This is a genomic window from Paenarthrobacter sp. CC6 (assembly GCF_040560085.1).
Lineage (GTDB): Bacteria > Actinomycetota > Actinomycetes > Actinomycetales > Micrococcaceae > Arthrobacter > Arthrobacter nicotinovorans.
Genome location: NZ_JARDAN010000008.1, coordinates 233796 through 247709 on the forward strand (window position 1 = coordinate 233796; position 13914 = coordinate 247709).

Consider the following 13914-nt stretch of genomic DNA (forward strand, 5'->3'; position numbering starts at 1 on the left):
TTGGCCGAGGGGGCCTGAATGGCCATCACCGGTCGCTTCGTAGTGCTGGCCCTGGCAGGGTTGGTGCCACTGGTGCTGTTCCCGTCATGGCCGACGGTACTGCTGGTGTGCGTTGTCCTGGTACTGGCGCTTGTGCTGGATCTGCTTCTGGCAGCGTCCCCGGCAACGCTTGTCCTGGAGCGTCTGCAACCCGGGAATGTCACATTGGCAGGCAGCGCGGAATCTGTGGTGTCGGTGACCAACGCCACCGGACGGAAACTGAACGCCGTCATCCGGGATGCGTGGCAGCCGTCCGCCGGAGCCACGAACCCCGTGCAACGCTTGTCCGTTCCTGCGGGCGAGCGTCGCCGGATGACTGTGACGTTGGTTCCCAGGAGACGCGGGGATCTGGAAAGCCCGCACGTGACCATCCGCTCGTTGGGGCCCTTGGGTTTGGCGGCCCGACAACGTACCCGGCCACTCCCCGGGCAGTTGCGGGTGTTGCCACCATTCCATTCGAAACGCCATCTTCCCTCCAAGCTCAGGAAGCTCCGTGAACTGGACGGCCGCGCAGCGGTGCAGATCCGCGGTGCCGGAACCGAGTTCGACTCGCTACGGGATTACGTTCGGGGCGATGACGTCCGGTCCATCGACTGGCGCGCCACCGCCCGCCGCACGTCCGTGGTGGTCAGGACCTGGCGCCCGGAACGCGACCGTCGTGTCGTCGTCGTGCTTGACACGTCCCGAACAGCGGCCGCCAGGATAGAGGACGAACCGCGGCTCGATACGGGAATCGAGGCAGCGCTGTTGCTTGCGGTGCTGGCCGAACGCGGCGGGGACCGCGTGGACTTCCTTGCGTATGACCGGAGGCTCCGCGCCAGGGTCGAGTCGGCGTCCAAGGGGAACCTGCTGGGGCAGCTCGTCCAGGCAATGGCGCCGTTGGAAGCAGAGCTGATCGAACTTGACTGGCAGCAGATCCCGGGGCAAGTACGCGCCGTGTCGGCGCACCGTTCGCTGGTGGTGCTTTTGACGGCGCTCGACGGCGGGGCCCCCGAAGAAGGACTGCTCCCCACCGTGGCGCAACTGTCCCGCCAGCACGTGGTGATTGTTGCTTCGGTTCGCGATCCCCTGCTTGCGGCGATGAAGGCCGAACGGACCACGGCCAGCCAGGTGTTCCGGGCCGCCGCTGCCGAACGCGCGCTTCTTGAGCGCGCGGCAGTCACTGCCCAGTTGCGCCAGCTTGGCGCCGAAGTGGTGGATGCCGAACCGCTGGACGTGCCGCCTTTGCTCGCCGATACCTACATAAGGCTCAAAGCAGCCGGTCGTCTCTAGTTTCCAGATCCAGGAAGGACAGCCATGAACGCGCCAATTTACCAGCTTGCCCTCGGTGATGACTTCACCAGGTTGGCTCCGGAAGTGCAGGAGTACTTTTCCCTGGCGGCCGGCTCCGGATCGTATGGCATCGGGGAGGGTGTTTTTGACGTCGTCGGTTGCCGGCAGAGGTGGCTGCGGCCCCTGCTCGCCCTCACGGGGAGCGAGCAAGCGTTCTTCCCGGAGTACGGTGAGGGCATTCCTTTCCGCATCGAGAACCACGCACACGTTGACCCGTTCGGCCGTCCGGCCCTGACGGCCAGGCGGGAGATCTACTTCCCCACCGGCACGCGGCTGTTCCACGATACGACGAGCGCCGTCCTGCCGTCGGGACAGCAACCCAACGAACGGGCGCGCTTGGTGGACCATATTGGCCGGTATCGCCGCCTGGTCACGGACCTTGACGTCACGGTTACCGATGAAGGCCGCCTTCGCGGTATTTCCAAGGCGAGCCGGCTGTTCCTGGGACCGCTGCGCCTTCCCCTTCCAGCCGCGTTGGATGCGAAAGCCTATGCCGAACAGTGGTGGGATGAGGCCGAGGGCAAGCACCGCATCCAAGTCAAAGTGATCCAGCCGCAGATCGGCCTGGTGCTGGTGTACGCGGGTCGTTTCGACTACCGGCTTGCGCCCTATCTGCCGGGCGCCGTCCCCGGCACGGCCCTTCCGCGCTATGCCGAACCGGACCGTTGGGAGCCGCGGATCTAGCCCTGGGCCAGTTGGTCCAGGCCATCGGCAACCTTAGTCAGCTTCGTCAGCACGTCCTTGGCCGCCGACGGCGTAAAGTCCGCCAGCCCCGTGGAAGGTGTGACCCGGAGACCGGCAAGGCCGGAGGCCTCCAGGCCGAGCTGGCGCCAAGGCTTCCAGATGCTCTCCACGACGTCGGAGGTCTTGGGTAGCAGGGCCCTGGGATCGCCGGTCGGCAACGCACCGGCCCATACCCGCTTCCCGCCCTCCACGGCACCGGCGAGCTGCTCCCATTGGCGTGTAGTCAGCGCCCTCAACGGCACCGCCACGCCGTCGGCACCCGCGGCGAGTATCCGATCAATGGGTGCTTCGATTTCCGGGACGGAAATGACGGTCTCGACGACGCCCGCAGCTTTGAGTGCGTCGATCACCAACCGCCACGCGCCAGTGACTTCCTCGCCGTCGATGGATCTCAGCGTTCGGTAACCGCTCGCCGTCGGGATGGTCCCGGCCATGACTGAAGCGATCTCCGGTTCGTCCACCTGGACCACCAGGCGGGCGCCAGGTACGGCCGCGGAGAGTTTGCGGAGGTGTTCCGCTACGCCCGCCGCCAAAGAATCCGCAATGTCCCGCCTGGCGCCGTAGTCCAGCAGCGCGCGTTCGCCGTTGTGCAGGTGAAGGCTGGCGGCCAGGCTCAACGGGCCCATCAGCTGGATCTTGAGTTCAGTCGCTGAGACGTCCTCGGCACCGGCCACGTCGGCCAGAATGTTGATGTCCGTTGCCAGGGCCGAGCTCGCGCGCCGTTCATCCTTGCCGGGCCTGTCCACCAAACGCCATCCATGCGGCTGGACGTCGATGTCCAGGTCCACGAGCAGTGAACCCGTCCGGCCGACGGCATCGGAACCGACCCCGCGGGCCGGCAGTTCGGGCAGGAAAGGAAGATGCGGGTCCCCCAGCTCCCCGCGGATGATCCGGATGGCCTCGGCGGGATCGTTGCCCGGCCACGGCCCCAGAGCAGTCGCGCTTGCACGCAGGTCAGTCACAGAGGACATGGATCAGGCCTGCTGGCTGGAAATCTGGTGATCCTCGGCGATGGCCTCGTGGTGGCGGATCACTTCGCTGATGATGAAGTTCAGGAATTTCTCGGCGAAGGCAGGATCAAGGTGGGCGTCCTCGGCAAGACGGCGGAGCCGGGCTATCTGGGCAGCTTCACGGCCCGGGTCCCCGGCCGGCAGCTTGTGGGTTGCCTTCAGCACTCCCACCTTCTGCGTCGCCTTGAACCGCTCCGCGAGCAGGAAGACCAAGGTTGCGTCGATGTTGTCGATGCTGGACCGGATGGACAGCAGTTCGTCCATGACGGAGCGGTCAACGTGGCCGGCCAGGGAGCTCGCGGCCGGGTTGAAGGAATCGTCGTCATGGGGAAGGGCATTGTTCTGCTCGGTCATGCATCCAAGTCTATGGTGCGGGACGCAGTGTTTTCCGCGTATGAAGCGGAGCACAATGGCACCATCACTGTAGTTTCGGCAAAGGAGCTTTCATGGAAATCGCGGTTCTGGGCACGGGGATGGTGGGCCATGCATTGGCTGGCAAGCTGGTGGAGCTGGGCCATGAAGTCATTATGGGGTCCCGGGAATCAGGCAACCCCAAGGGCATGCAGTGGGCGGAACAGGCGGGAGCCCGGGGGCATGCGGGCTCGTTTGCGGAAGCGTGTTCCCGGTCCGGCCTGATCATCAATGCCACGCCGGGAACAGTCAGCCTGGCTGTCCTTGCCGAGGCGGGTGCGGACAACCTCAACGGAAAGGTCCTCCTTGACGTGTCCAACCCGCTGGATGGCTCCAAAGGCTTTCCGCCCCCTCTGACGGTTTGCAACACGGACAGCATCGCCGAGACCATCCAACGGAGCTACCCGAAGGCCCGTGTGGTCAAGTCGCTCAATACGGTCAGTGCACCGGTGATGGTGGATCCGGGCCGCCTTCCCGGTCCCCATGACATGTTCATTGCGGGCAACGACCTGGACGCCAAGTCCACCGTTTCTGCTTTGCTGCAGGAATTTGCGTGGGAACCGGGGCACATCCGGGACCTGGGTGGACTGGACGCGGCACGGGGCATGGAAATGTGGTTGCCGCTGTGGCTGCGGATCTTCATGCAGCAGCCGCAAGGGAAGATGTTCAACATCGCCATCGTCTCCGAGTAGCTGCCCAGCCACAGCCCGGAAAGGCGCGCCCCGCACCGCAGGACACGCCTTTCTGCACTCGGCTCCGGTAGTCAGCCGCCCAGCAGTGCCCGGTGCGCTTCCCGCCGTCGTGCTTGTTCTTCGGGGTCCGGCACCGGCAAGGAGGCGATCAGACGCTTGGTGTACTCATGCTGCGGTGAGCCCATCACGTGGTTTCCGATCCCCTGCTCCACCAGCTGTCCCTTGTAGAGGACGCCCACCCAGTGGGACAGCATGTCCACCACTGCGAGGTCGTGGCTGATGAAGAGGGCAGCAAATCCGAACTGTTCCTGGATGTCCTTGAACAGGTCAAGTACCTTGGCCTGCACCGACACATCCAGCGCGGACGTCGGTTCGTCGGCGATCAGCAGCCGGGGGTTCAGCGCCAGGGATCGTGCCAGGGAGGCGCGCTGGCGTTGTCCGCCGGAGAGCTCGTGCGGGTACCGCTGCGCGTACGACGCCGGCAACTGGACTGACTCGAGCAACTCGCCGACCTTTTTCCGCGCCTCAGCCGCACCTGGCTTGGTGTGGATCATCAGCGGCTCGGCGACGCACTCACCGATGGTGAGGTGCGGGTTGAAAGACGCTGCAGGATCCTGGAATACGAAGCCGATCTCCTTGCGCAGCGGCCGGAAAGTCCGCTCCTTGAAGTCCAGCATTTCGTAACCCAGCACCTTCAGGCTGCCGCCCGTTGTCCGGTTCAGGCCGGCGATGGCCCGTCCGATGGTGGACTTGCCTGAACCTGACTCCCCTACCAGGCCAAAGACCTCGTTCTCCGAAACGGTGAAACTGACATTGTCCACCGCTTTGAACCCATGCCTGCCGAAACGGCCCGGGTATTCAATCGTGAGGTTCTTTGCCTCCACCAGGACTTTTCCATCCTGGTGAAGCCTGCTGCGTGCTCCTTCGGAGGCCGAATGGCGGCCCAGGTGAGGCACTGCCGCGAGGAGTTTGCGGGTGTACTCCTGGCGGGGCTCGGCGAAGAGGACTTTGGAGGGGGCCTCCTCCACCACATCGCCCTGGTACATGACCACCACCCTGTCTGCCAGGTCGGCCACGACGCCCATGTTGTGGGTAATGAGCACAATGGACGTCCCGTAGTTGTCCCGCAGATCCCGGAGCAGTTGAAGGATCTCGGCTTGTACGGTGACGTCGAGCGCGGTGGTGGGCTCATCGGCAACGATCAGCCCCGGATCCAAGGCGAGCGCGGCAGCGATGACCACGCGTTGCTTCTGTCCTCCGGAGAACTGGTGGGGGTAGTAGTTGACCCGGGTTTCGGGGTCGGGGATGCCCACTTTGCGCAGTGCCTCGGTGGCTCTCAGTTTCGCTTCCTTGGCCGAGATGCGCCTGCCGTCGGTTGCATGCGCCCGGATGCCTTCGGCAATTTGCCAGCCGACGGTGAAGACCGGGTTCAAGGCGGTGGAAGGTTCCTGGAACACCATCGCCACGTCGCGGCCACGGATCTTGCGCAGCGCGGACTTGCTGACGCTGATGACGTTGTTGCCGTTGATCAGAACTGCGCCCGAGCTGATGGCTGTTTCCGGAAGCAGGCCAAGAATGGTCTTGGCTGTCACGGTTTTTCCGGATCCGGACTCCCCCACGATCGCGACAACTTCGCCGGGGTTCACCTCCAGGCTGACGTTCTTGACTGCGTGGACGTCTCCGCCGTCTGTGGCAAAGGTGACTTGCAGCCGGTCAATGGTCAGTACTGGCTGGCCTGTGGGTGCCTGGTCCGAAACCTGGCCAAGGTTGGTGGTCATGGTTTACCTGCCTCTGCCGGTGTGGACGGCGTTCCTGGTGCGGATGGCGTTCCTGGTGTGGAGGTGGCACCTCCGGCACGTTTGCGTCCCCGGATACGGGGGTCGTTGAGGTCGTTGATGCTCTCGCCCACGAGTGTCAGGCCCAGGACAGTGAGCACGATCGCGATGCCGGGGAAGACACCTGTCCACCAGATACCGGAGGAGGTGTCTGCCAGTGCCTTATTGAGGTCGAATCCCCATTCCGCCGCGGAGGTGGGTTCGATGCCGAAGCCCAGGAAGCCCAGGCCCGCCAACGTGAGGATCGCTTCGGAGGCGTTGAGGGTGAACATGAGCGGCAGGGTCCGGGTGGCGTTCTTGAAAATGTGGCGCCCGATGATGCGCATGCTGGAGGCGCCAAGGACCTTGGCCGACTCAACGAACGGTTCGGCCTTGAGCCTGATGGTTTCGGCGCGGATCACCCGGAAGTACTGCGGAACGAACACCACAGTGATGGAGAACGCGCAAGAGAAGATACCGCCCCAGAAGCTGGACTGGCCACGGCTGATGACGATGGAAATGACGATTGCCAGAAGCAGGGTGGGGAAGGCATAGATGGCGTCGGCCACCACGACCAGTATCCGGTCCAGCCACCCGCCGGAGTACCCGCTAAGCAGTCCAAGGGCGACGCCGAGGAACAGTGACATGGCAACGGAGACAATAATGACCGTTACAGCGGTCTGCGATCCCCAAACGACACGCGACAAGACGTCGTAGCCGCCAACTGTGGTTCCCAGCAGGTGCTTGCCGCCCGGTGCTTGCTGGGTGGGGAAGGAACCAGATGCATCGCTGAGCTGGGAGTAGCCGTATGGCGCCAGCAGCGGCGCGAAGATGCTTGTGAGGATGAACAGCCCGCTGAGGACGACGCCCACAACGAGCATGCCGCGTTGGAGCCCGACGCTCTTTTTGAGATGCGAGATGACGGGGAGCCGGGAGAAAAGAGGCTGCCTGGGCGGGGTGAGTGTGGGGGTGCTCATGGTCAGTACCTCACTCGGGGGTCGATGAGCGCGGCAATGATGTCCACGATGAAGTTGGTGACGGCCACGATGATGGCCAGCAGGACGACGATGCCCTGTACCGCGACGAAGTCACGGGCATTCAAGTACTGGACGAGCTGGTATCCGAGGCCTTTCCATTCGAAGGTGGTCTCCGTCAGGATCGCACCGCCCAGCATGAGCGCTATTTGCAGGCCCATCACGGTAATGATGGGGATGAGGGCCGGCTTGTAGGCATGCTTGGTCACGAGCCGGAACTCGCTGACACCCCGTGAGCGTCCTGCCTCGATGTAGTCCTTGCCCAGGGTCCCGATCACGTTGGTGCGGACCAGCCGCAGGAAGACGCCGGCGGTGAGCAAACCAAGGGCGATTGCGGGAAGGATGGCGTGGGAGACGACGTCGCCCAGTGCCGTGAAGTTGCCGCTGCGGATGGCATCAAGCCAGTAGATGCCCGACGGCGCCGCGAGACTGCTCATGGTCAGTTCAGTCCGCGTTGACGCACGGCCGGCTACAGGGAGCCAACCGAGCCACACGGAGAAGGTCAGCTTAAGCAGCAGCCCTGAGAAGAACACCGGCGTTGCGTAGCAGAGGATTGCAAAGAACCGCAGGAAAGCATCCGGGGTCTTGTCCCGGTGTTGGGCAGCGATGAGGCCGAAGGGGATACCGACGGCGAGCGCGACAATCAGCGCGTTGATGGAAAGCTCGAGCGTTGCTGCGCCAAAAGTGAAGAGTACCTCGACGACCGGACGCCGGTCCGTGATGGTGGTGCCGAAGTTGCCGGTGAGGAGCTGGCCCAGGTACTCGAAGTACTGCACCAGGACCGGCCTGTCGTAACCGGCGTCGTGGATCCGCTGGGCCAGGACATCGGGAGGAAGCCGGCCACCCTGTGCTGCCGTGATGGGGTCGCCGATGACCCTCATCAGGAAGAACACGAGGGTCACCAAAATGAAGACGGTGGGGATGATCAGGAAGAACCGGATCACGATGTACCTGCCGAGTCCACCCCCGCCCTTGGACTTGCTCCTGGGAGCAACTACCCCGGGCTCAGCCTCGGGTACTTCTATAACTGTTGTCATTGTTACCTGTATTTCCTGCCCGTGGATTGCGCGGGATTGGCTGATACGCGCCGGCCACGATGGTGGTCAGCAAGGGAGGCGGGACACTGGATCAGTGGCCCGCCTCCCCCATCACAGAGCGTTGTTACTTGGACACGGTTCCGAGACGGAACTTGAAGGAAGGATCCAGCGTCTTGTCGACGCCGTTCACACCGCTTCCGACAACAGCCACCTGGGCGCCTTGAAGCAGCGGCAGGGTGGAGATGTCCTTGGCCAGCGCGTTCTGGACATCCTTGATGTCCGCCTCACGCTTGGTCTTGTCGGCCTCGGTGAGCTGCTTGGCAATGAGGTCGTTCACCGTGGGGTTGTTGTAGTGGTTCTTGAGGAATCCGCCGTCGGGGAAGAACGGGGTGAGGTAATTGTCGGCGTCGCTGAAGTCGGGGAACCACCCGAACTGGAACAGCGGGTACTCGTCGGCACGGCTTGCCTTGCTGTAGGTGACCCATTCAGTGGACTGGAGATTCACCGTGAACAGTCCGGACTTCTCCAGCTGCTCCTTGATCATGGCGTACTCGTCACCTGATGATCCGCCGTAGTGGTCCGGGTTGTACTGCAGGTTCAATGCCACCTTGTCAGTGATTCCAGCATCGGTAAGGACCTTCTTGGCCTTGTCCAGGCTGGGCTTGCCGGCATCGCCGTAGGCGTCCTTGAACGACTCGTTGGCGCCGAGGAATCCACTGGGGACGTTGGAGTACAGGGGCAGGTAGGTGCCCTTGTAGACCTGGTCGGCGATGGCCTGTCGGTCTACGAGGTTGGCCACGGCCTGGCGTACTGCCAAAGCCTTGGCGGGGTCCGCTCCGGTTGCCTTGGTTCCAAACGGCATGGTGTCAAAGTTGAAGGTGATGTAGCGGATCTCGCCACCCGGACCCGTCAGTACCTTGACCTTGGAGTCCTTGCGGAGATCGTCGATGTCCGTAGCGCTCAGGCTGCGGAAGGCGACGTCGATCGCTCCCTGCTGGATTTCCAGCTTCAGGTTGGTGGGGCTGGCGTAGTACTTGATGGTGGCTGCATCATTGGCCGGTTTCCCGAGGACGCCCTTGTAATCGGCAAAGGCTTTGAAGCTGACAAGTTCGTTCTTCTTGTAGCTGTCGATGGTGTACTGGCCGTAGAACGCGTTCGCCTTGATGATCTCGTCATCGGAGAGGATCTTGTCTGCCGGGAAGACCTCGTCATCGACGATCGGTGCGGCAGGGCTGCTGAGTATCTGGCTGAAAGTCTGATCGTTGGCGTTCTTGAGCTTGAAAACCACGGTGGTGGCATCGGGCGCGCTGACGCTGTCGATGTTCGTCAACAACGATGCCGGTCCGGCAGGATCATTGATGGCCACCTGGCGGTCGAAGGAGAACTTCACGTCCTTGGAGTCCAATGTGTGGCCGTTGGCCCACTTGAGCCCGGATTTGAGCTTGACGGTGTACTCGGAAGGGGCCGTGAAGGACGATGACTCAGCGAGGTCCGGTACGGGTTCCGCGCCACCCGGCTTGGAATTCAGGAGGAAGGAGTAGACCTGGTTCATCACCATGAATGAACCGTTGTCATAGGAACCCGCGGGGTCCAGTGATGTGACTTTGTCTGTTGTGCCGTAGGCGATGGGGCCTGCGGCCGCCGGAGCAGACGAGGAGCCGCCACCGGAGGGGCCCGTGCATGCCGTTAAGGCGAATGCGGAGATGCCCGCCAGCGCGATAGCGCCGTGCAGGGCCTTCTTGTTCAGTGCCATCTGGTGAACCTTCTGTTCGATGGATTCGATGCTCCGCCGTGGGATATTTGTGACGGAGCACACTCTTAGTGCCTCGATTCAACCAGACTTCGAAGCCCGCGAACCCCCGTTTTGGTGATTTGAGACACAAAATTTACTTTCCAGTAGCTTCCCCAGGCACTACGGGAGCATTGCCGGACAGGTGGGACAGGAATATGGTTTATCCCGGGTGCTCAACCGCTGGATCACACGTCGAAAGTCAGGCTCATGGAAAAGGCAGCCCTTTGTGTGGGGATCAACAAATTCAAGTACCTTCCGGAGTCCAGCTGGCTTCACGGCTGTGTCAACGATGCCGAGGATCTGGCCGGCCTGCTCGAGGAAAGCTACGGATTCCCAGCATCACAGGTCACCGTTCTGAGAGATGACAAAGCCACCAAAAAGATGGTTCTGGCGGAGGTCAACAAGCTGGTGGACGCGGCGGTCGAGGGCACCATCCAGCAGATCGTGTTCACCTTCTCCAGCCATGGCACGCAGATTCCGGATACCGGTGGCGACGAAGACGACAGCCTTGATGAGGCCTTTGCCTGCCACGACATCAACGATGCCGGTGACTCCTGGGACCCCGGAACGGTCATTTCAGACGACGAACTGGCTGCCGTGTTCGGCCGCCTTCCTGATGGCGTCCTGATGGATGTGCTGCTTGATACCTGCCACAGTGGTACCGGGCTGAAGTCGCTGGACCTGATTCCCGGCCGTCGCCCGCGCTTCCTGCCTGGACCAACGCCCCGGGCCGTCATGGCGAACGAGGACCTGGAGACCCGGACCCTGCGCGATATTGTCAAGACCGCCAAGTTGTCCACGCCGGTCCTCATGGCAGCCTGCAGATCCGACCAAACCGCAGCGGATGCCCTGATGGAAGGCCGGTACAACGGCGCGTTCACGTACAACCTCGTTAAATCCCTGCGCAGCGACGGAGGCTTGGGGCGGGCTGACCTCCTCAAAGAAGTGAGCAAGGGATTGAAGGCCGGCGGCTTCGACCAGGTGGCGCAGCTTGAGGCGTCGAGGGCTGCGCGCAAAGCGGCCTGGGGAGCTTGAGTTCAGTTCCCGCATCAGGTCCCTGCCGTTCCGGCCTGCCTAGTCCCCCGTGCCGTGGAATTTGTTGCGCACCCCGGATGAGGCCGCTTGCTCGGCTTCGTGGTGCTGGTCGGAACCGAACAGCTGGCCCTGCCGTTCCCTGTCCATGACGGGTTTGAGCGCGGCATAGACGAGGCGGCCACCGGCGTCGAACCTCAACAGTCCTCCTCCACGGACGTCAATGAAGTCCCGCCCGGTCTTCACCCCAAGGCGGACATAGGCTTCCCTCCGGCTCATCCGGACCGTCTGGATGAAGGATGCTCCGATCTCGGAAATGATGAACCCGTCCGGCGATACGCGTTCGGACGTCCGGACCCGGGTGGAACTCAGGGGTGTGCGCCGCTCGAGACGGGCGGCCTCCAGGAGCCGCGGGTTCTCCCACACGAAGCGCTGTACTTCCTGGGGGTCTGATCCCAGTGCCGAGAGGCGGATCGGGTAACGGAGCCCGCTGTAGTTCTCAACCCCGCTGATGTTGTTCAACGAAACCCGGCGGATGCCGATTGCGGAAAACTCGGTTTGGAGTGCTTCCCGGTATCCATGGACATCGTCAGGAACCATGTCGAGGTCGGCGGCTATGATTCCGCGCAGAAGATCGCGCCAGGAAACATCCACCGGCGGCATGTAGGACAGGCCCCGGATCACCATGCGAAGGATCCTGGTTGCCACAATCGAACCGGACTCGGCCTTTTGCTGGAGGCTGTGGAACCCGCCGTAGCGGGCATTCCTTTCGGACCACAAGCGCTGGACGGCCCGGAGCACCGCACCCACCACGACAGCACCCCGCGCGTGGGGTTCGGGGAGCAACTGCCAGCCCTCCGGCGCGGCACCGACGAACGGCTCGCGCAGTGGCCCACGGGCAAAGAGATCCCGGGCGAAGTCAAAGAGCGAGCGCATCAGCACTGCGTCATCAACGGTCTGCCCCGCTTCGAAACCTCCTGCCGCGGCTTCGAGCTGCCGGTACACAACTTCCTTGGAAGAGAACACGGAGAGGATGGCCACGATGTCGGCCAAAGCCTCGTGCATGGCCAGCTGTTCCATGGTGGCCATCTGGTCCGCCCAGGCCGGCCTGAACCCATCCAGGATCGCGTGTGTCACCTCATGGGCAACAATGTCGCGGTACAGGGCAGTCGGGACTTTGTATCCCATCCGGTCCACGGATCCGAAACGGATGATGTTGGTGCCCCGCTCGTACCCGGTGTCTGTTGCGGTGACCAGGTCACGGGCTTTGAGCACCACACGCCCTTCGGGGTTCCACGGCATGCGCCTGCCCAGGGTGGTTTCGAAGATTTCCAGCGTGCTCATCGCGACACCGTAGACGTGCTGGGCCAGGAAGCGGGTGTCGTCCAGGAGCTCGCGCAGGCCGGCCGGTGGTGGTTCGGAAATCAAACGCCAAGGATCTCCCGGCTGCGTCAGGCTCACCGGGGATACGGTGGTCCCCCGCCACTTCCGGATATGGATGGCGTAGCGGTGGCCCGTGGGACCGCGCCGCAACCGTTCAACCGGTATGCGTACCTGTGCCGTCAGCGGCGCACCCCCGGCGGGGGCGATCGGCCCCTCAGCAAGGATGGTCAAGGAGACCATCTGCCCGGCTTTGATGTCTCCCGGGCTCTTCTTTGGAAATGCCACAGTCATCGCCGTCCCGAATGCGGACCCCAAACACCGCAGCGGAAACGCTGCTTAGCCCAGTATGGAGTCGGGGCATTCGGGAGGCAATGGCTCCTAGAGGGCTACCCGCTGAAGTGAGCGCGCGGCGTCGATGGTTGCCTGCCCCAGGACCCTGCTGCCTTGGTAGAGAACCACGGTCTGGCCGGGAGCCACGCCACGCAGGGGGTCGGTCAGGGTGACGACGAGCTGTGCCCGTTCCACGCCGGACCCGTCCTCGACGGCTTCCACGTGCGCGACTGCGGGGACGGGATCGCCGTGGGCACGGACCTGGGCGTGGCATTCGAAGCTGGCGCCGGTGGCGACCTCCGGGATGGGCAGGCCGGCCCAGGAGACCTTGATGCCGCGGATCTCGTCGATCGCCAGCAGGGCTTCGGGGCCCACGACTACCTTGTTTTCCTTGGGACGGATCTCGAGGACGAACCTGGGCTTGCCGTCAGCGGCCGGAGTGCCCAGCTTCAGCCCGCGGCGCTGCCCGACGGTGAAGGCGTTGGCGCCAGGGTGCTCGCCGACCTTGGCCCCGGTTTCATCAACGATGTCACCGGTGGTCATCTCGATCTTTTCGGCCAACCAGCCCCGGGTGTCGCCGTCGGAGATAAAGCAGATGTCGTGGCTGTCCGGCTTGTTGGCCACAGACAGGCCGCGCCGCTCAGCCTCGGCACGAACTTCTGCCTTGGAGGGTGTGTCCGCCAGCGGAAACATGGAGTGCTTCAGCTGCTCATGGGTCAGGACGCCCAGGACGTAGCTCTGGTCCTTGGCCCAGTCGGCAGCACGGTGGAGTTCACGGTTGCCGTCAGCGTCTTCGATCACCTTGGCGTAGTGGCCGGTGCAAACAGCGTCGAAACCAAGGGCGATCGCCTTCTCCAGCAATGCCGCGAACTTGATGCGCTCGTTGCAGCGCATGCACGGGTTCGGCGTCCGTCCGGCGGCGTATTCGTCGATGAAGTCCTGGACGACATCTTCCTTGAAGCGCTCGGAGAAATCCCACACATAATAGGGAATTCCCAGGACGTCGCAGGCCCGCCACGCATCACGGGAATCCTCAATGGTGCAGCAGCCCCGGCTGCCGGTGCGAAGGGTCCCCGGCATGCGGGACAACGCGAGGTGGACCCCCACGACGTCGTGCCCTGCCTCAACGGCTCGGGCGGCGGCCACGGCGGAGTCCACTCCGCCGCTCATTGCTGCAAGTACTCGCATGCTGGCTTTCTGGATCAAGGGATGTGGCGGCCTGTCCGGCTTTTGACGGCCGTGGACGCCCATCCATTCTAGCGTG

Annotated in this window: 12 protein-coding genes; 4 read left to right on the plus strand and 8 right to left on the minus strand. The window is 63.3% G+C overall.

Going from position 1 to position 13914, the window contains the following annotated elements:
• The first annotated feature begins 18 nt into the window (after positions 1 to 18).
• Together PV760_RS09770 and PV760_RS09775 are read left to right on the plus strand one after the other, a co-directional pair.
• A complete protein-coding gene (locus PV760_RS09770; RefSeq protein WP_354627636.1) occupies positions 19 to 1311 on the plus strand; it encodes a DUF58 domain-containing protein in 1293 nt (430 codons plus the stop codon).
• A 24-nt stretch (positions 1312 to 1335) separates the two neighbouring features.
• The gene (locus tag PV760_RS09775; protein ID WP_055971954.1) at positions 1336 to 2055 is read left to right on the plus strand and encodes a DUF4166 domain-containing protein; all 720 of its coding nucleotides are present in this window, start codon (positions 1336 to 1338) and stop codon (positions 2053 to 2055) included.
• On the opposite strand, the gene PV760_RS09780 is transcribed toward PV760_RS09775, so the two are convergent.
• Together PV760_RS09780 and PV760_RS09785 are read right to left on the minus strand one after the other, a co-directional pair.
• The gene (locus tag PV760_RS09780) at positions 2052 to 3086 is read right to left on the minus strand and encodes a uroporphyrinogen decarboxylase/cobalamine-independent methonine synthase family protein (protein WP_018776450.1); all 1035 of its coding nucleotides are present in this window, start codon (positions 3084 to 3086) and stop codon (positions 2052 to 2054) included. The two genes, PV760_RS09775 and PV760_RS09780, sit on opposite strands and share 4 nt — an antisense overlap.
• A 3-nt stretch (positions 3087 to 3089) precedes the next feature.
• Positions 3090 to 3479 carry a chorismate mutase gene (locus PV760_RS09785; protein ID WP_018776451.1) on the minus strand — a complete coding sequence of 130 codons (390 nt, stop codon included), beginning with the start codon at positions 3477 to 3479 and terminating at the stop codon, positions 3090 to 3092.
• A gap of 92 nt (positions 3480 to 3571) precedes the next feature.
• On the opposite strand from PV760_RS09785, the gene PV760_RS09790 reads away from it, so the two are divergent.
• Positions 3572 to 4228 (plus strand): NADPH-dependent F420 reductase, encoded by a 657-nt coding sequence (locus tag PV760_RS09790; RefSeq protein ID WP_354627637.1) that lies wholly within the window; start codon positions 3572 to 3574, stop codon positions 4226 to 4228.
• A gap of 71 nt (positions 4229 to 4299) precedes the next feature.
• Here PV760_RS09790 and PV760_RS09795 read toward each other — a convergent pair whose 3' ends face one another.
• The 4 genes from PV760_RS09795 to PV760_RS09810 form a co-directional block, all read right to left on the minus strand.
• Positions 4300 to 6006 (minus strand): ABC transporter ATP-binding protein, encoded by a 1707-nt coding sequence (locus PV760_RS09795; protein WP_354627638.1) that lies wholly within the window; start codon positions 6004 to 6006, stop codon positions 4300 to 4302.
• Positions 6003 to 7019: an ABC transporter permease gene (locus PV760_RS09800; protein ID WP_354627639.1), complete on the minus strand. Its 1017-nt coding sequence runs from the start codon at positions 7017 to 7019 to the stop codon at positions 6003 to 6005. The genes PV760_RS09795 and PV760_RS09800 overlap by 4 nt, the downstream gene beginning before the upstream one ends.
• Before the next feature lie 2 nt (positions 7020 to 7021).
• Positions 7022 to 8113: an ABC transporter permease gene (locus PV760_RS09805; RefSeq protein WP_018776455.1), complete on the minus strand. Its 1092-nt coding sequence runs from the start codon at positions 8111 to 8113 to the stop codon at positions 7022 to 7024.
• Between the two features lie 124 nt (positions 8114 to 8237).
• Positions 8238 to 9866, minus strand: a complete 1629-nt coding sequence (locus PV760_RS09810; protein ID WP_026266945.1) for an ABC transporter substrate-binding protein — start codon at positions 9864 to 9866, stop codon at positions 8238 to 8240.
• 246 nt (positions 9867 to 10112) lie between these two features.
• Between PV760_RS09810 and PV760_RS09815 the strand changes: the two genes are divergently transcribed.
• On the plus strand, positions 10113 to 10940 hold the full coding sequence (locus tag PV760_RS09815; protein ID WP_018776457.1) for a caspase family protein: 828 nt from the start codon (positions 10113 to 10115) through the stop codon (positions 10938 to 10940).
• A gap of 39 nt (positions 10941 to 10979) precedes the next feature.
• Here the strand turns inward: PV760_RS09815 and PV760_RS09820 are convergent, their stop codons facing one another.
• Together PV760_RS09820 and mnmA are read right to left on the minus strand one after the other, a co-directional pair.
• Positions 10980 to 12605 carry a gluzincin family metallopeptidase gene (locus tag PV760_RS09820; protein WP_146230279.1) on the minus strand — a complete coding sequence of 542 codons (1626 nt, stop codon included), beginning with the start codon at positions 12603 to 12605 and terminating at the stop codon, positions 10980 to 10982.
• A 93-nt stretch (positions 12606 to 12698) separates the two neighbouring features.
• Entirely contained in the window at positions 12699 to 13820 is a 1122-nt protein-coding gene (gene mnmA, locus PV760_RS09825) for a tRNA 2-thiouridine(34) synthase MnmA (protein ID WP_229778574.1), read from the minus strand.
• Between the last annotated feature and the right edge of the window lie 94 nt (positions 13821 to 13914).